General features: G+C 71.0%; 15 protein-coding genes. 10 read left to right on the top strand and 5 right to left on the bottom strand.

What is annotated here, in order from left to right; all coding sequences use genetic code 11:
* Window positions 1–496: 496 nt before the first annotated feature.
* The 3 genes from groES to A5643_RS03950 all read left to right on the top strand — a co-directional run bounded on the left by groES (window position 497) and on the right by A5643_RS03950 (window position 3,762).
* Entirely contained in the window at window positions 497–799 is a 303-nt protein-coding gene (groES, locus tag A5643_RS03960) for a co-chaperone GroES (RefSeq protein ID WP_066852167.1), read from the top strand.
* A gap of 75 nt (window positions 800–874) precedes the next feature.
* Entirely contained in the window at window positions 875–2,491 is a 1,617-nt protein-coding gene (gene groL, locus A5643_RS03955; protein WP_066852164.1) for a chaperonin GroEL, read from the top strand.
* 170 nt (window positions 2,492–2,661) lie between these two features.
* Complete coding sequence (locus A5643_RS03950) at window positions 2,662–3,762, top strand: ferritin-like domain-containing protein (protein WP_066852163.1); 1,101 nt, start codon at window positions 2,662–2,664, stop codon at window positions 3,760–3,762.
* 85 nt (window positions 3,763–3,847) lie between these two features.
* Here A5643_RS03950 and A5643_RS03945 read toward each other — a convergent pair whose 3' ends face one another.
* Together A5643_RS03945 and A5643_RS03940 are read right to left on the bottom strand one after the other, a co-directional pair.
* On the bottom strand, window positions 3,848–4,207 hold the full coding sequence (locus A5643_RS03945; RefSeq protein ID WP_066852161.1) for a hypothetical protein: 360 nt from the start codon (window positions 4,205–4,207) through the stop codon (window positions 3,848–3,850).
* Between the two features lie 56 nt (window positions 4,208–4,263).
* Window positions 4,264–4,560 carry a WhiB family transcriptional regulator gene (locus A5643_RS03940; protein WP_066852159.1) on the bottom strand — a complete coding sequence of 99 codons (297 nt, stop codon included), beginning with the start codon at window positions 4,558–4,560 and terminating at the stop codon, window positions 4,264–4,266.
* 301 nt (window positions 4,561–4,861) lie between these two features.
* Here A5643_RS03940 and A5643_RS03935 point away from each other — a divergent pair, with 301 nt between their 5' ends.
* From A5643_RS03935 to A5643_RS03925, 3 genes are all read left to right on the top strand, one after another.
* Entirely contained in the window at window positions 4,862–5,644 is a 783-nt protein-coding gene (locus A5643_RS03935) for a hypothetical protein (protein ID WP_066852182.1), read from the top strand.
* An 82-nt stretch (window positions 5,645–5,726) separates the two neighbouring features.
* Complete coding sequence (locus A5643_RS03930; RefSeq protein ID WP_066852175.1) at window positions 5,727–6,308, top strand: sigma-70 family RNA polymerase sigma factor; 582 nt, start codon at window positions 5,727–5,729, stop codon at window positions 6,306–6,308.
* Window positions 6,301–7,362 (top strand): anti-sigma-D factor RsdA, encoded by a 1,062-nt coding sequence (locus A5643_RS03925; protein ID WP_156628506.1) that lies wholly within the window; start codon window positions 6,301–6,303, stop codon window positions 7,360–7,362. Before A5643_RS03930 ends, A5643_RS03925 begins: the two co-directional genes overlap by 8 nt.
* Window positions 7,363–7,369: 7 nt before the next feature.
* On the opposite strand, the gene A5643_RS03920 is transcribed toward A5643_RS03925, so the two are convergent.
* Window positions 7,370–7,774: a DUF5319 domain-containing protein gene (locus A5643_RS03920; RefSeq protein WP_066852156.1), complete on the bottom strand. Its 405-nt coding sequence runs from the start codon at window positions 7,772–7,774 to the stop codon at window positions 7,370–7,372.
* Between the two features lie 134 nt (window positions 7,775–7,908).
* Here A5643_RS03920 and guaB point away from each other — a divergent pair, with 134 nt between their 5' ends.
* From guaB to A5643_RS03905, 3 genes are all read left to right on the top strand, one after another.
* On the top strand, window positions 7,909–9,468 hold the full coding sequence (guaB, locus tag A5643_RS03915; RefSeq protein WP_066852150.1) for an IMP dehydrogenase: 1,560 nt from the start codon (window positions 7,909–7,911) through the stop codon (window positions 9,466–9,468).
* Between the two features lie 96 nt (window positions 9,469–9,564).
* Window positions 9,565–10,692 (top strand): GuaB3 family IMP dehydrogenase-related protein, encoded by a 1,128-nt coding sequence (locus A5643_RS03910; RefSeq protein ID WP_197497636.1) that lies wholly within the window; start codon window positions 9,565–9,567, stop codon window positions 10,690–10,692.
* A gap of 178 nt (window positions 10,693–10,870) precedes the next feature.
* On the top strand, window positions 10,871–12,598 hold the full coding sequence (locus tag A5643_RS03905) for a GMC family oxidoreductase (RefSeq protein ID WP_066852147.1): 1,728 nt from the start codon (window positions 10,871–10,873) through the stop codon (window positions 12,596–12,598).
* On the opposite strand, the gene A5643_RS03900 is transcribed toward A5643_RS03905, so the two are convergent.
* Entirely contained in the window at window positions 12,582–14,966 is a 2,385-nt protein-coding gene (locus A5643_RS03900; protein ID WP_066852145.1) for a glycoside hydrolase family 65 protein, read from the bottom strand. The genes A5643_RS03905 and A5643_RS03900 overlap by 17 nt on opposite strands.
* On the bottom strand, window positions 14,963–15,715 hold the full coding sequence (locus A5643_RS03895; protein ID WP_066852143.1) for a beta-phosphoglucomutase family hydrolase: 753 nt from the start codon (window positions 15,713–15,715) through the stop codon (window positions 14,963–14,965). The genes A5643_RS03900 and A5643_RS03895 overlap by 4 nt, the downstream gene beginning before the upstream one ends.
* 94 nt (window positions 15,716–15,809) lie before the next feature.
* Here A5643_RS03895 and guaA point away from each other — a divergent pair, with 94 nt between their 5' ends.
* Window positions 15,810–17,366, top strand: a complete 1,557-nt coding sequence (gene guaA, locus A5643_RS03890; RefSeq protein ID WP_066852141.1) for a glutamine-hydrolyzing GMP synthase — start codon at window positions 15,810–15,812, stop codon at window positions 17,364–17,366.
* Window positions 17,367–17,380: the final 14 nt, after the last annotated feature.

Raw genomic sequence — 17,380 nt, 5'->3', positions numbered from 1 at the left:
CCACCCCACCTCGACCGCGGCCAACCCCGCACCAACCGCTACCACCACCCCGAAAAACTCCTCCACGAAACCGGCGGCGGCGACAACAACGACAACAACGACAACGAAGACGGCAACGGCGACGGCGGGGACGACGGTCCCTGATCCCGAAGCCTCTTCGGTGACCCCGCGGCAATCGGGTGGCCGCTAGCCGTACTGGTCGACATGTCAGCGTCGGGGAGGAGCGCTGCGCCGGCAGCTCGGATATCGGTCCCGGCTGAATCGCGCTGGAGCAATCGCGCCAGAGCAATCCCGCTGGAGCAATCCCGGTAAAGCACGGCCCTCTCTTGAGTGCTAGCACTCTCATGTATAGAGTGCTAGGTGGCAGTCGAACGGTTTCTGTGCCGGCACCCGCGACGACGGTGTGGGGACCCGGACGAATGCCGCAACACCTAATTCCGACGGGTGCGGGGATCCGCCTCGCACCCACACGCTGATCAAGTGGAGGGCTCCAATCGTGGCGAGCGTGAACATCAAGCCACTCGAGGACAAGATCCTCGTTCAGGCCAACGAGGCCGAGACCACGACCGCGTCCGGTCTGGTCATCCCGGACACGGCCAAGGAGAAGCCGCAGGAAGGCACCGTCGTCGCCGTCGGCCCCGGCCGCTGGGACGAGAACGGCGCCAAGCGGATTCCGCTGGACGTCTCCGAGGGCGATGTCGTCATCTACAGCAAGTACGGCGGCACCGAGATCAAGTACAACAACGAGGAGTACCTGATCCTGTCGGCCCGCGACGTGCTGGCTGTCGTCTCCAAGTAAAACCGTGCTCCGCCCCGGCGATCCCCGCGCACGCGCGGGTGATTTCCGGGGCGGACCGCGTTAAAGGAAAAGGCCATGAGCAAGCTAATTGAGTACGACGAAACCGCACGCCGTGCCCTGGAGGCCGGCGTCGACCAACTCGCCGACGCGGTCCGGGTCACCCTGGGTCCGCGGGGGCGGTTCGTGGTGTTGGACAAGGCGTTCGGTGGCCCGACGGTCACCAACGACGGTGTGACCATCGCCCGCGAGATCGATCTGGAGGACCCCTTCGAGGACTTGGGCGCCCAGTTGCTCAAGTCGGTGGCCACTAAGACCAACGACGTCACCGGGGACGGCACCACCACCGCCACGGTGCTGGCGCAGGCGCTGGTCAAGGCCGGGCTGCGCAACGTCGCGGCCGGCGCCAACCCGATCGCGCTGGGCACCGGCATCGCCAAGGGCGCCGAAGCGGTCTCCGAGGCGCTGCTGGCCGCGGCCACGCCGGTCTCGGAGAAGGCCGGGATCGCCGAGGTCGCCACGGTGTCCTCGCGGGACGCCGAGGTCGGCCGGCTGGTCGGCGAGGCGATGAGCAAGGTCGGCGGCGACGGGGTGGTCAGCGTGGAGGAGTCCTCGACGCTGCAGACCGAGCTGGAGATCACCGACGGGGTCGGCTTCGACAAGGGCTACCTGTCGGCCTACTTCGTCACCGACTTCGACCTGCAGGAAGCCGTTCTCGAGGACGCCCTGATCCTGCTGCACCGCGACAAGATCAGCTCGCTGCCCGACCTGCTGCCGCTGCTGGAGAAGGTCGCCGAAGCCGGCAAACCGCTGCTGATCATCGCCGAGGACGTCGAGGGTGAGGCGCTGTCGACCCTGGTCGTCAACTCCATCCGCAAGACCCTCAAGGCCGTCGCGGTCAAGGCCCCCTACTTCGGGGACCGGCGCAAGGCCTTCCTGGAGGACCTCGCGGTGGTCACCGGCGCCCAGGTGGTCAACCCGGACGTCGGGTTGCTGCTGCGGGAGGTCGGCCTGGAGGTGCTCGGCAGTGCCCGCCGGGTCGTGGTCGGCAAGGACGACACGGTCATCGTCGACGGCGGCGGCAGCGACGAGGCGGTCGCCGACCGCGCCAAGCAGCTGCGCGCCGAGATCGAGGCCACCGACTCCGACTGGGACCGCGAGAAGCTCGAAGAGCGGCTGGCCAAGCTGGCCGGCGGTGTCGCGGTCATCAAGGTCGGTGCGGCGACCGAAACTGAGCTGAAGGCCAAGAAGGCTGCTGTCGACGACGCCGTCGCCGCCGCCAAGGCCGCGGTCGAGGAGGGCATCATCGCCGGTGGCGGTGCGGCCCTGCTGCAGACCCGTTCGGCGCTGGAGAAAGTTCGTGCCGAACTCTCCGGCGACGAAGCGCTCGGCGTCGACATCGTCTCGGCCGCGCTGGCCGCGCCGCTGCACTGGATCGCCACCAACGCCGGTCTGGACGGCCAGGTGGTGACCGCCAAGGTCGTGGAGCTGCCGGTCGGGCAGGGCTTCAACGCCGCGACGCTGGAGTACGGCGACCTTGCCGGCGCGGGCATCATCGACCCGGTCAAGGTGACCCGCTCGGCGCTGGAGAACGCCGCCTCGGTGGCGCGGATGGTGCTGACCACCGAGACCGCGGTGGTCGACAAACCCGCCGAGGAGGACGACGGGCACGGGCATCACGGTCACGCGCACTGAGCGATTCCGTCGGAAAGCACCCCTCGGACCTCCCGGCCGGGGGGTGCTTTTCTTGTCCGCCTCCCCGCTGAGTCGACGCGGAATCGTCACCATCTCAGGGTTGACACCGCCGCCTGACCGGCGGAGATTGACAGCAGACCACCTGGTCACACCGCAGAGAGGCGGCCGCTATGACCACGAGGGACAAGTACACCGAGGTGCCCGCGCCCTACTCGTGGCAGGTCCCCTGCACCGGTGACGCCCACTTCACCTGGGAGTACGACGAGGGGCGCGCCCGGCTCCTGTCGCTGTATCAGAAGGGCAAGGACAAGCAGTGGGATGCGCAGTCGCGGATCGACTGGACCCAAGACGTCGACCCGATGAACCCGATCGGGTTGCCCGACGAGATGCATCCGCTGTTCGGCAGCCCGATCTGGGAGGCCGCCGACGATGCCCGCCGCGCCGAGATGCGGCAGCACTCGCAGGCCTGGCAATTCTCCCAGTTTCTGCACGGCGAACAGGGCGCGATGGTCTGCGCGGCCAAGATCGTCGAGGTGGTGCCGGATCTGGACGCGAAGTTCTACGCGGCCACCCAGACCATGGACGAAGCCCGGCACGTCGAGACCTTCGCGCGGTTCCTGCAGGAGAAGGTCGGCCTGGTCTACCCGATCAACACCAACCTGACGGCGCTGCTCGATGACACCCTGCGCGACTCCCGCTGGGACATGCCTTATTTGGGCATGCAGGTCCTCATCGAAGGGCTCGCCCTGGCGGCCTTCGGGGTGCTGCGCGACCTGGCGCCGCCGGGCTCGCTGGCCAAGCAGGTGCTCGCCTACGTCATGCAGGACGAGGCGCGCCACGTCGCATTCGGCCGGATCTCGCTGAAGGACTACTACGCCGCGCTGACCGACACCGAGCGCGCCGAGCGCGAAGAGTTCGTCGTCGACGCCTGCTACCTGATGCGCGACCGGTTCCGCGGCGAGGAGGTGTTCGAGACCCTCGACCTCGACGTGAAAACGTGCGCGGAGTGGGTCGACAACTCGCCGGTGATGGGCCAGTTCCGGTCCCACCTGTTCAGCCGCATCGTGCCGATCGTCAAGGACATCGGATTGTGGGGCGACAAGGTCCGCCGGGCCTTCACCGACATGGGCGTGCTCGACCTGGCCGGCGCCGACATCGAGGCGCTGATGAAAGCCGACGAGGAACAGGCCGAGGCGCTGGACCAGAACCGGTCGGAGCTGGCCGACCGTGCCTCGGAGGTGGACCAGGTGATCGCGGCCGGCGCAAGCTGAGCCGCGGGTGGGGTCTAGCTCGAAGACCGCTGCTACCGGTGGACCTGGAATCACCACGGCGCGGCGCCCGCGGCCTCCCGCCCACTCAGGCGTGCACGTCGCGCAGACCGACCGCGAACCGCAGGCCCGAGCAGTTGTAGCAGCCCACACAGCCCAGGCACCCGGTGCAGCCGAAGCAGCCCAGGCAGGCCACGCAGCGTCGGCAGAGCGCACAGCCGACGCACCCGATGCTTCCGGCGATCGCCGCCGAGGCCGCGGTGAGGATGCTACCGGCGACTCCCGCGCTGCCAGCGGTGGCGATCGATCCGGCGACTCCCGCGCTGCCGGCGGTGGCGATCGATCCGGCCACTCCCGCGCTGGTCGAGGTGGCCACCGACCCGGCGACGCCGGCGCTGGCTACCGTCGCACGCGAGGCGACCACCGTGGTTCCCACGGCGCTCATCATGCCCCGGCCCGGGGCGGGTGTCTCGGCACCGGCGTGATTCGCCGGCGCCGGCTCGCTCAGGCGGTGCGCCGCCGGCGATCCACGCGCCGCAGCATCTGCGCGCGCTCCGATTCCGACAGCCCGCCCCAGATGCCGTAGGGCTCACCCACGCGCAGGGCGTGCGCCCGGCATTCGGTCAGCACGGGGCAGGACCGGCACATCGCCTTGGCGCGTTGCTCGCGCAGCAGCCGCTCGGTGCCCCGCTCGCCGTCGGGGTGGAAGAACACCGACGAGTCGAGGCCGCGGCACGCGCCGTGCAGCTGCCAATCCCACAGGTCGGTGTAGGGGTTGAGATGCGGTTCCGGCACAGCCATGAAAACCCCTTTCGCTCGTCGAATCGAACGTCGAATTGAACGTAGACAGCACGCCGGAAAAGAGTCAATTTCCGGCAAGAGTGTGGGGTTAACAGCGATGACGAAACAATTCACCGTCCGTTCATTTGCCATCCGGCCGACCCGGGCGTAGATGCCGGACCAAAGTCCAGTTCCCCCAGAGGATTTGTCGCCGTACCGCCCGCATGTTGCGGAGCGGGAAACGTCGGGAGAAAATCCGCACCCGGCGCTTAACGCGGCCGTAACACGGCGACCACAAACAATTTACTAAAGTATGGCGGCGATGAGCGTGGACACATTGACCGCCGCCGCATTCGGCGCGGACCCCGGCCGCTGGCCGTTGCCCGCGGCGGCCACCGAGCATCAACTGTGGCTGCGCGCCGTCGCCGCCGGCGGGCAGGGTCGCTACGCCAGCGCGCACGCCGACCTGCTGGCGCTGCACCGCGCCGCGCCGCCCGGACCCTTGGCGTCACTCGCCCTGAGCACCGCGGCGTCGTACTGGCGGCAACTCGGCTGGCACACCCGCGCCCGCGGCTACGACGGTCGCGCCCTGCTGCACGCCGGCGAGGACCCGGAAGCGGCCGCCGACGCGTTGGTCGGGCTGGCCGCCGACGCCCTCGGCGTGGGCCGCTTCGCCGCCGCGGCCGCCCTGTTGGCCCGCGCCGACCGGCTGCCCGCCGCGCCGGTGGCCCGCCTGCCGGTCCGGCGGGCCTGGGTGGGCGCGGAGCTGGCGATGGCCACCGGCGACGGCGCGGCCGCGATAAGGCTGGCCCGACGCGCCCAGGACCTCGTCGCCGACACCGACCTGGCCCGGCACCGTGTCAAAAGCGACCTGGTGGCCGCGGCCGCGCTGTGCACCGCCGGGCGACTCGACGAGGCCCGGCGCTCCGCCGACACCGCCCTGGACGCCGCCGACGCGCTGGGGCTGATGCCGCTGCGGTGGGCGGCGGGGTGCCTGCTCGCCGAGATCGGCAGCGGGTCGCGATCCCGGCAGCAGGTGCGTGACCTGCGCGACCACGCCGCCGAGCGGGTGCGGCACGGCGGCGGGGTGTGGCGCAACCACTGATCACCGGTACCGGCTCGTTATCGTGGACAGTTGCCACCCGCCCGGCATCCGCCGGTCCGTAACGTTGGAGATGCCGCCGTCGATGACTCTTCATGGAGACCATCTCGACGCTGCCGTGGCTGCGGCCGTGGCCGGCGATCGGGATGCGCTCCGGGAAGTATTGGAGACCATCCGCCCCCTGGTGGTGCGGTACTGCCGAGCCCGCGTCGGGGCCGGGGAGCGGAGCGGTCTGTCGGCTGACGACGTGGCACAGGAGGTCTGCTTGGCCACCATAACCGCGTTGCCCCGGTACCGGGACCAGGGACGGCCTTTCCTGGCCTTCGTCTACGGGATAGCGGCGCACAAGGTCGCCGACGCTCACCGCGCCGGAGCGCGCAACCGCGCGTACGCCACCGAGACGGTGCCGGAGCTGGCGGCACCGGCTACGGCCGGGCCCGAACAGCGGGCGATCGACGCCGACGCCACCGAGCGGATGAACCGGCTGCTGCAGGTGCTGCCGGACAAGCAGCGGGAGATCCTGATCCTGCGGGTCGTGGTCGGGCTGAGCGCCGAGGAGACCGCGACCGCGGTCGGCAGCACGCCCGGCGCGGTCCGGGTGGCCCAACACCGCGCGCTGACCCGGTTGCGCTCGGAGATCGTGGCGACCGGAGGTGCGCATGGCTGACGACGGCCGCGCCCCCGACCTGGATGCGGTGGCCCGCAGCGACCGACTGCTCGACGCGCTCGGCGCCGGCCAGCCGCCGCCGCCCGGCGACCCCGCCGACCGGGCGCTGGCCGACCTGCTGGCCGGGTGGCGCGACGAGACCCGCTGGCCACCGGCGACCGGGCTGGTCGCGGAGAACCAGGCCGTCGCCGCCCTGGAACGCGGCCGCCGCCACCCGCCGCACGTGCCGCGTTCGCGGCGCGGGCTGACCCTGGTCGGCACGGTGGCCGCCACCGTCCTGGGGCTGGGCGGCTTCGGCGCCGTGCTGGCGACCGCCCAGCCCGGCGATGCGCTCTACGGCCTGCGCAGCACGCTGTTCGGCGAGCCGCAGCAGGTGCGCGACGACCGGGTCGCGCTGGTCGCGCAGACCGAGTTCGCCAAGGTCCAGCAGATGATCGTCGACGGTCAGTGGGATCTGGCCAAGGACAAGCTCGCCGAGGTCAGCGACACCGTCCAAAACGTCAACGACGCCGGCCGCAAACAGGAACTGCTCGACCAGTGGAACGAGCTCAACGTCAAGGTCGAGCACCGCGACCCCGAGGCGACCGTGCCCCCGGCTCCGGAGTCGGACCCGGCCGTGCCGCCGGGGGAGGCGACCACCTCGGTGACGCTGTCCACCACACCCGGCGCGGAGACCACGTCGCCCGCGGAGCCGTCGGAAACCTCGGAAACCGCCGCGCCCACCGAGCCGTCGGAGACCACCGACGCCCCGACGACCACCCCGACTTCCCCGCCGGCCACCACTCCGGCCCCGACCACGACGGCGCCCACGGCCTCCGCACCGGCTACCACCCACCCGGCGACCGGGCGTGAGACCGAGACGCCCGAGACCCCCGACACCGGGGCGGCTCAAACCCCGCGAGCGGAAAACCCGGCCACGACGGCTCCGGCGAGGAGAGCCCCGGCCACCACGGCCGCGGAGGTCGAGGAGCAGCAGGAGCAGAAGGCCCCGCCGGAAACCGGCGAGCACGCCGCGACCCGGACCGAGTCGACCGACGCCGGCGCGGAGAGCTGAAACCTAGCTAGCGGTAACCCTCGGTTTCCGAGGCCGCCTCGTTGAGCGAGGCGTCGGCGTAGCCGCGGCAGTAATCCCAGGTGACGTAGGCGTCGGGCTCCGGGTCGTACGCCGGCTCGTGCGGGCGCACCGTGCCGTCGACCAGCAACTGCAGCAGGTTCGCGCGCAGCATGTCCCAGTCGTGGTAGTGGTCCTCGTGGCAGTCGTCGCAGCAGACGACCAGGCCGCGGATGCCCTTCGGGGCCAGCAGCGCCTCGTAGACCGCCAGATCGGCGAGATCGGCTTCGACCGCCGTCCGCTCGTGCGGGTCCAGGGGCTGGCCCGGCTCGATGTCGTCCAACGCGGCGGACGGATCATACGGGTCGTCAGCAAACGGGTCCGGCGGCAGACCCGGAGGCAGATGATCACGCACGCCTACACCCTACGCAGCGGGCAGACGGGAAGCCAGCGGCCACAGAATCGCAGCCCGCGGACGGGCCCGCGGAAAACGCATCGCGGGCGCATTAGGATGGCGGTCTCACCCCGCACGGTTATGGAGGCCCATCGATGACCAGTGGCTCGTCCCGACTGACCGATGCCGGCACACCGGTGCCCACCGGCGGCGACGATCCGAACAAGGTCGCGACCCTCGGGCTCACCTTCGACGACGTGCTGCTGCTGCCCGCCGCGTCGGATGTGATCCCCGCGGCCGCCGACACCTCCAGCCAGCTGACCCGCAAGATCCGGCTGAAGGTTCCGCTGGTCAGCTCGGCGATGGACACCGTCACCGAATCCCGGATGGCGATCGCGATGGCCCGCGCCGGCGGCATGGGGGTGCTGCACCGCAACCTGCCGGTGGACGCCCAGGCCGCCCAGGTCGAGACGGTGAAGCGCTCGGAGGCCGGGATGGTCACCGACCCGGTCACCTGCCGCCCGCACAACACGCTGGCCGAGGTCGACGCGCTGTGCGCCCGCTTCCACATCTCCGGGCTGCCGGTGGTCGACGAGGACGGCGCCCTGGTCGGCATCATCACCAACCGCGACATGCGCTTCGAGGTCGACCAGAACACACCGGTCGCCGAGGTGATGACCAAGGCGCCGCTGATCACCGCGCAGGAGGGCGTCACCGCCGACGCGGCGCTGGGACTGCTGCGCCGGCACAAGATCGAGAAGCTGCCGATCGTCGACGGGCACGGCAAGCTGACCGGCCTGATCACGGTGAAGGACTTCGTCAAAACCGAGCAGCACCCGGACGCCACCAAGGACAGCGACGGCCGGCTGCTGGTCGGGGCGGCCATCGGTGTCGGCGACGACGCCTGGGTGCGGGCGATGACCCTGACCGACGCCGGGGTCGACGTGCTGGTGGTCGACACCGCCCACGCCCACAACCGCCGCGTGCTGGACATGGTCGGCAAGCTCAAAGCCGAGGTCGGCGAGCGGGTCGAGGTCGTCGGCGGCAACATCGCCACCCGCGCCGCGGCCGCCGCGCTGGTCGCGGCCGGCGCCGACGCGGTGAAGGTCGGGGTGGGCCCCGGCTCGATCTGCACCACCCGGGTGGTGGCCGGGGTGGGCGCCCCGCAGATCACCGCGATCCTGGAAGCCGTCGCCGCCTGCGGCCCGGCCGGGGTTCCGGTCATCGCCGACGGCGGGCTGCAGTACTCCGGCGATGTCGCCAAGGCGCTGGCCGCCGGGGCCTCCACCGCCATGCTGGGCTCGCTGCTGGCCGGCACCTCCGAGTCGCCCGGCGAGCTGATCCTGGTCAACGGCAAGCAGTTCAAAAGCTACCGCGGCATGGGTTCGCTCGGGGCGATGCAGGGCCGCGGCTCGGGCGGCGCGGCGGCCAAGTCCTACTCCAAGGACCGCTATTTCCAGGACGACGTGCTCTCGGAGGACAAGCTGGTCCCCGAGGGCATCGAGGGCCGGGTGCCCTACCGCGGGCCGCTGTCCACCGTCGTGCACCAGCTCACCGGCGGTCTGCGCGCCGCCATGGGCTACACCGGGGCGTCGACGATCGAGCAGCTGCAGCGCGCCCAGTTCGTGCAGATCACCGCGGCCGGGCTCAAGGAGAGCCACCCGCACGACATCACCATGACCGTCGAAGCGCCGAACTACTACGCGCGCGGATAGGCGCGACACCGTCCGATCCGTGAAGCCGATCCGTCCAAGCCGTAATACTCCGTAGTACAAAGATCCGTAATACAAAGGGGACCTCGCATGCGTGACCTGGTTGAAATCGGCCTGGGCCGTGACGCGCGGCGCACCTACGAACTCGCCGACGTCAACATCGTGCCGTCCCGGCGCACCCGGTCCTCCCAGGACGTCTCCACGGCCTGGCAGCTCGACGCCTACCGCTTCGAGATCCCGGTGCTCACCCACCCCACCGACGCCCTGGTCTCCCCGGAGTTCGCCATCGAACTGGGCCGGCTCGGCGGGCTCGGCGTGCTCAACGGGGAGGGGCTGATCGGCAGGCACGCCGACGTGGAAGCCAAGATCGCCCAGCTGCTGGAGGTCGCGGCCAAAGAGCCCGAACCCACCGCCGCGGTGCGGCTGCTGCAGCAGTTGCACGCCGCCCCGCTGAACCCCGACCTGCTGGGCGCGGCGGTGGCCCGGATCCGGGAGGCCGGGGTGACCACCGCGGTGCGGGTCAGCCCGCAGAACGCCGCTGCGCTCACCCCGGCGCTGGTCGCCGCCGGGGTGGAGCTGCTGGTCATCCAGGGCACGCTGATCTCCGCGGAGCGGGTGGCCAACAACGGCGAGCCGCTCAACCTCAAGACCTTCATCTCCGAACTGGACATCCCGGTGGTCGCCGGCGGGGTGCTCGACCACCGCACCGCCCTGCACCTGATGCGCACCGGGGCGGCCGGGGTGATCGTCGGCTACGGCTCCACCGCCGGGGCGACCACCTCCGATGAGGTGCTGGGCATCAGCGTGCCGATGGCGACCGCGATCGCCGACGCCGCCGCCGCGCGCCGCGAGTACCTCGACGAAACCGGCGGGCGGTATGTGCACGTGATCGCCGACGGCGACATCCACACCTCCGGCGACCTGGCCAAAGCCATCGCCTGCGGCGCCGACGCGGTCATGCTCGGCACCCCGCTGGCGGCATCCCAGGAGGCGCTCGGCGGCGGCTGGTACTGGCCGTCGGCGGCCGCGCACCCGTCGCTGCCGCGCGGGGCGCTGCTGCAGATCGCGCTCGGTGAGCGCCCCGCCCTCGACCAGGTGCTCTCCGGCCCCTCCGACGACCCGTTCGGGTCGCTGAACCTGGTCGGTGGGCTGCGCCGGGCGATGGCCAAGGCCGGCTACTGCGATCTCAAGGAATTCCAGAAGGTCGGGCTGACCGTCGGATCCTGACCGACACCCCGCCCGAAGAGCCATAGCCCCTGAAATCGACGTCCGGATGGCCCTATCGGCCGAAAAATCGGCCTATGAGACCGATTGAACGTCGATATCAGGGACCGCCGGCCGCGCCCCGCGGGTCGGCCCGCACCAACCGGCAGAGTTTCGCCGTACTGGTCAGTAAGCTGAGGCGATGCAGCCTGATTACGACGTGCTCATCATCGGCTCGGGTTTCGGTGGCAGTGTCAGCGCCTTGCGGCTCACCGAGAAGGGGTACCGGGTCGGGATCCTGGAAGCCGGCCGCCGCTTCGCCGACCACGAGTTCGCCAAGAACTCCTGGCACCTGCGCGAGTTCCTGTGGGCGCCCAAACTGGGCTGTTACGGCATCCAGCGCATCCACCTGCTCGACAACGTCATGGTGCTCGCCGGGGCGGGCGTCGGCGGGGGATCGCTGAACTACGCCAACACCCTCTACGTCCCGCCGGAGCCGTTCTTCGCCGACCCGCAGTGGCGCGATATCACCGACTGGCGTGCCGAACTGTCCCCGCACTACGAGCAGGCGGAGCGGATGCTCGGGGTGGTGCGGAACCCGACCTTCACCGACGCCGACCGCATCGTCAAGGAGGTCGCCGACGACATGGGCGTCGGCGAGACCTTCGTGCCGACCCCGGTCGGGGTGTTCTTCGGCCCCGACGGGGAGAAGACCCCGGGCAAGACGGTGCCCGACCCCTACTTCGGCGGGGCCGGCCCGGCCCGCACCGGCTGCATCGAATGCGGCGAATGCATGACCGGCTGCCGCCACGGCGCCAAGAACACCCTGGTGAAGAACTACCTCGGGCTGGCCGAATCGGCCGGCGCGCAGGTGCACCCGATGACCACCGTGACCGGGTTCGAGCAGCGCCCCGACGGGCTGTGGGAGGTCACCACGGTGCGCACCGGGTCCTGGCTCCGGCGCCGCAAGCGCACTTACACCGCCACCTATCTGATCCTGGCCGCCGGCACCTACAACACCCAGCGGTTGCTGTTCAAGATGCGCGACACCGGCAGGTTGACCAAGCTGTCCGACAAGCTCGGCGTGCTGACCCGCACCAACTCCGAATCCATCGTCGGCGCAGCGACATTGAACGTCAACCCGGAACTGGACCTGACCCACGGGGTGGCGATCACCTCGTCGATCCACCCCACCGCCGACACCCACGTCGAGCCGGTCCGCTACGGCAAGGGCTCCAACGCGATGGGCCTGCTGCAGACGCTGATGACCGACGGGGCCGGCCCGCAGGGCACCGACGTGCCGCGCTGGCGGCAGCTGATCGACCAGGCCCGGGAGGACCCGAAGCACATCCTGCGGCTGCTCAACCCGAAACAGTGGAGCGAGCGGACCGTGATCGCGCTGGTCATGCAGCACCTGGACAACTCGATCACCACGTTCACCCGGCGCGGCCGGCTCGGCGGGCGCCGGTATTCCAGCAAGCAGGGCCACGGCGAGCCCAACCCCAGCTGGATCCCGGTCGGCAACGAGGTCACCCGCCGCATCGCCGCCAAGATCGACGGGGTGGCCGGCGGCACCTGGGGCGAGCTGTTCAACATCCCGCTGACCGCGCACTTCCTCGGCGGGGCGGTGATCGGCAAGGACGCCGACCACGGCGTCATCGACCCCTACCACCGGGTGTACAACTACCCGACCCTGTACGTCGTCGACGGCACGTCGATCTCGGCGAACCTCGGGGTGAACCCGTCGCTGTCGATCACCGCGCAGGCCGAGCGGGCCGCGGCGCTGTGGCCGAACAAGGGCGAGGCGGATCTGCGGCCCACGCAGGGGGAGCCGTACCGGCGGCTGCACCCGGTCGCGCCGAACCACCCGGTGGTGCCGGCCTCGGCGCCCGGCGGGCTGCGGTGGCTGCCGATCACCCCGACGGGCTGACCGCGTCGCCGCCGCGCCGGATATGGCGGCGAAGCGGTTGACGGCCCGGCGGCTGGGTCGGCGTGGGCAATAGCGGCTCGCACGGCTCGATCGGCAGCGTCGTCGGCTCGGCGGTCGACAGTTCCACCTCGGATCCGGCGTGCCGGATCACCAACGGCCCGTCGGAGCCGTCGCGCAGCGTGTAGGTCACCTCGTCGTGGGTGATGGCGACGCTGAGCCGAAAGTTGCGCCAGCGCAACCCGAACCGCAGTCCGGCGATGCCGTCGGGCAGGTGCGGGTTGAGGGTGAGGACGCCTTCGTCGTCGCGCAGGCCGCCGAAGCCGGCCACCAGCGCGGTCCACGCCCCGGCCAGCGACGCCATGTGCAGCCCGTCGCGGGTGTTGTCGTGCAGATCCCGCAGGTCGATCAGCGCGGCCTCGAAGGCGTAGTCGTGCGCCAACTCCAGATGCCCGACGTGGGCGCACATCACCGCCTGGGTCGCCGCCGACAGCGACGAGTCGCGCACCGTGCGCCGCTCGTAATAGTCGACGTTGCGGGCGATCTGCTCGTCGGTGAAGGCGTGGCTCTGCCACTGCATCGCCAGCACCAGGTCGGCCTGCTTGACCACCTGCGCCGGATACAGCCGCACGTAGGGCGCGTGCAGCAGCAGCGGATAGCGGTGGTAGGTCTCGAAATCCCACTCCGCCAGCGTGGTGAAGCCCTCGGATTGCTGGTGGACGCCCAGCTCCTCGTCGTAGGGCAGATAGACCGCGTCCGCCGCGTCGCGCCAGGCGGCCGCCTCCTCGGTGCTGACACCCAGCTCGTGGGCGGCCTGCGGATGGCGGTTGCACGCCTCGGCGGCGGTCCGCAGGCCGTGGGCGGCCATCAGGTTGGTGAAGATGTTGTCGCGCACCACCGCGGTGTACTCGTCGGGGCCGGTGACCCCGTTGAGATGCCACACCCCGTGCCGGTCGTGGTGTCCCAGCGACAGCCACAGCCGCGCGGTCTCCACCAGCACGGTCAGCCCGCATTCGGCCTCCAGCGACCCATCGCCGGTGACCACCCGGTAGCGCTCGAAGGCGGCGGCGATGTCGGCGTTGATGTGCCAGGCCGCGGTGCCGGCCGGCCAGTAGGCCGAACACTCCTGACCGCGGATGGTCCGCCACGGAAAGGCGGCGCCGCGCAACCCCAGCTCGCGGGCGCGCTGGCGCGCCGGCTCGAGCGTGGCCGCCCGCCACCGCAGCGCGTCGGCGGCGGCGCGCGGAGCGGTGTAGGTCAGCACCGGCAGCACGAATCCTTCGCTGTCCCAGAAGGTGTGGCCGTCATAGCCGGTCCCGGTCAGCCCCTTGCTGGGAATCGCGCGGCGTTCCGCGCGGGCGCTGGCCTGCAGCACGTGGAACAGCCCGAACCGCACCGCCTGCTGGATGGCCGAGTCGCCGTCGATCTCGACGTCCGCGCAGTCCCAGAAGTCGGCCAGGAAGTCGCGCTGGGAGGCCAGCAGGCCGCCCCAGCCGCAGTAGCGGGCGCCGGTCAGGGCGGCGGCGACCTGGTCGCGCAGGGCGGGCCGGGAGCGCAGGCTCGACCAGCCGTAGGCGATATATTTGACGATGCGCAGCCGCTGCCCCGGCCGCAGACCGCAGACGATGCTGGTGCGGGCCAGATCCTCCCGGGCGACCGTGGCGACCTCGACCCGGCCGGGCACCTCCACGTCGTGATCCATCTCGGCGGCCATCATCAGCCCGCTGGCGCGGGTGCGGTGCATCAGCAGCGCGCGGTGGTCCTCGGCCTCCCATTCCACCGCTTCCAACGGCTTGTCCAGGATCGCCGAAACCCGCGGGTCACCGGAGGTCTGCGGCTGATCCTCGTTGGCGACCAGCTCGGATTGCACGGTGATCCGGGCGAACTCGTCGACGGCCTCCACGACGTACTCGATGGCGGCGATGCTGCGCTGCACCAGCGACACCAGCCGCGTCGAGGTGAGCTTGACCTGCCTGCCGGCCGGGGACCGCCAGTGGGCGTGGCGGGTCAGTGTCCCGGCGCGCAGGTCGAGTACCCGCTCGTGTTCGAGCAGCGCGCCGTAGCGGATGTCGAACGGCTCGTCGTCGACGGTCAGGCGCATCAGTTTGCCGTTGGTGACGTCCACGACCGTCTGGCCGGCCTCGGGGTAGCCGTAGCCGGCTTCGGCGTAGGGCAGCGGCCGCACCTCGTAGAAGGAGTTCAGGTAGGTGCCGGGCAGGCCGTGCGGTTCGCCCTCGTCGAGGTTGCCGCGCAGCCCGATATGGCCGTTGGACAGCGCGAACAGCGACTCGGATTGGGCCAGCAGGTTCAGGTCCAGGGCGGTCTCCCGCACATGCCAGGGCTCGATCGGAAACGTCTCCTCGCTGATCACCGGCGGACCTCGCACAGGTCGGCGAGGTCGCTGACGACGACGTCGGCGCCGTTGTGCAGCAGGTCCTCGGCGTGGGCCGCGCCGCCGCGGTTGACCCCGACCACGTAGCCGAACCGGCCGGCCCGCCCCGCGGCCACCCCGGAGAGCGCATCCTCGAACACCGCCGCGGCGGCGGGGTCGACGCCGAGCAGTTCGGCGGCCCGCAGGAACGAATCCGGCGCCGGTTTGCCGGCCAGCTTCTCCTCGCGCAGGGTCACCCCGTCGACGCGGGCGGCGACGAAGCGGTCCAGCCCGGTGAGCGCGAGCACCTCGCGGGTGTTGGCGCTGGAGGAGACCACCGCCACCGCGAGCCCGGCGTCGGCGACAGCCTGCAGGTAGCGCCGGGAACCGTCGAACACCTTCACCCCCTCGGACTGCAGGGTCTGCTGGAACGCGGCGTTCTTGCGGTTGCCCAGCCCGTAGACGGTCGCGGCGTCGGGCGGGTCGTCGGGGTCGCCGTCGGGCAGGGTGATGCCGCGGCTGGCCAGAAACGACGCCACCCCGTCGTGGCGCCGCTTGCCGTCGACGTAGCGCAGGTAGTCGTCGACCGGGTCGAACGGCACGAACTGTTCGCCGCGTTCGGTGGCGCGTTGCTTCAGGTAGGCGTCGAACATCGCCGTCCACGCCTTGGTGTGCACGCTGGCGGTGTCGGTCAGCACGCCGTCGAGATCGAACAGCACGGCGCGCACCGCATCAGGTAGTCCCAGCACGGCGGACCTCCTCGGGTTTTCTGCTCACCTCACCGGGGTAACCACCGCGACGGCGGTCGAACCACAGCGACGCGCGCCGTTAGACTTCGTGTCCGTGACAGCCTCCTCGCCGCGCCCGGTCCTGGTCGTCGATTTCGGCGCCCAATACGCCCAGTTGATCGCCCGGCGGATCCGGGAGGCCCGGGTGTTCTCCGAGGTGATCGCCCATTCCACCCCGGTCGAGGAGATCAAGGCCCGCGACCCGCGGGCGATCGTGCTCTCCGGCGGGCCGGCCAGCGTCTACTCCGAGGGGGCGCCGCAACTGGACCCGGCGCTGTTCGAGTTGGGGGTGCCGGTATTCGGCATCTGTTACGGCTTCCAGGCGATGGCCCGGGCGCTGGGCGGCACCGTCGAGCGCACCGGCGGCAGCGAATACGGGCGCACCGAGATGCGGGTGCTCGGCGGCGAGCTGCACTCGGGCCTCACCGAGATCCAGCAGGTGTGGATGAGCCACGGCGACGCGGTCACCGCCGCTCCGGCCGGGTTCGAGGTGGTGGCCGCCACCGCCGGCGCCCCGGTGGCCGCGTTCGAGGACCGCGCCCGGCGGCTGGCCGGGGTGCAGTACCACCCGGAGGTGCTGCACACCCCGCACGGCCAGCAGGTGCTCAGCCGGTTCCTGCACGACTTCGCCGGGATCGGCGCGGAGTGGACCACCGCCAACATCGTGGAGGGGCTGGTCGAGCAGGTGCGGACCCAGGTCGGGGACGGCCACGCCATCTGCGGGCTCTCCGGCGGGGTGGACTCCGCGGTGGCCGCCGCGCTGGTGCAGCGGGCCATCGGCGACCGGTTGACCTGCGTGTTCGTCGACCACGGGCTGTTGCGTTCCGGTGAGCGCGACCAGGTGCAACGCGATTTCGTCGCCGCCACCGGGGCGCGGCTGGTCACCGTCGACGCGGCGGAGACGTTTCTGACGGCGCTGAGCGGGGTGACCAACCCGGAGGGCAAGCGCAAGATCATCGGCCGCCAGTTCATCCGGGCCTTCGAGCGGGCGGTGCGCGAGGCGCTCGCCGGGGGCGCCGAGATCGAGTTCCTGGTGCAGGGCACGCTGTACCCCGACGTGGTGGAGTCCGGCGGCGGCGCGGGCACCGCCAACATCAAAAGCCACCACAACGTCGGGGGGTTGCCCGACGACCTGGCGTTCACGCTGGTCGAGCCGTTGCGGCTGCTGTTCAAAGACGAGGTGCGCGCGGTCGGGCGGGAGTTGGGGCTGCCCGAGGAGATCGTGGCCCGCCAACCCTTCCCGGGGCCTGGGCTGGGCATCCGGATCGTCGGGGAGGTCACCGCGGAGCGGCTGGACACCCTGCGGCGCGCCGATGTGATCGCCCGGGAGGAACTGACCGCGGCCGGGCTGGATCAGCAGATCTGGCAGTGCCCGGTGGTGCTGCTGGCCGACGTGCGGTCGGTGGGGGTGCAGGGCGACAGCCGCACCTACGGGCATCCGGTCGTGCTGCGGCCGGTCTCCAGCGAGGACGCGATGACCGCCGATTGGGTCCGGGTGCCCTACGAGGTGCTCGAACGGATCTCCACCCGGATCACCAACGAGGTGCCCGAGGTCAACCGGGTGGTGCTGGACGTCACCAGCAAGCCGCCCGGCACCATCGAATGGGAATGAGCCGCAGCGCCCCG

The sequence above is a fragment of the Mycobacterium sp. 1274756.6 genome (assembly GCF_001668625.1).
Classification (GTDB): Bacteria; Actinomycetota; Actinomycetes; order Mycobacteriales; family Mycobacteriaceae; genus Mycobacterium.
This window is presented reverse-complemented; position numbering and strand designations above follow the sequence as displayed.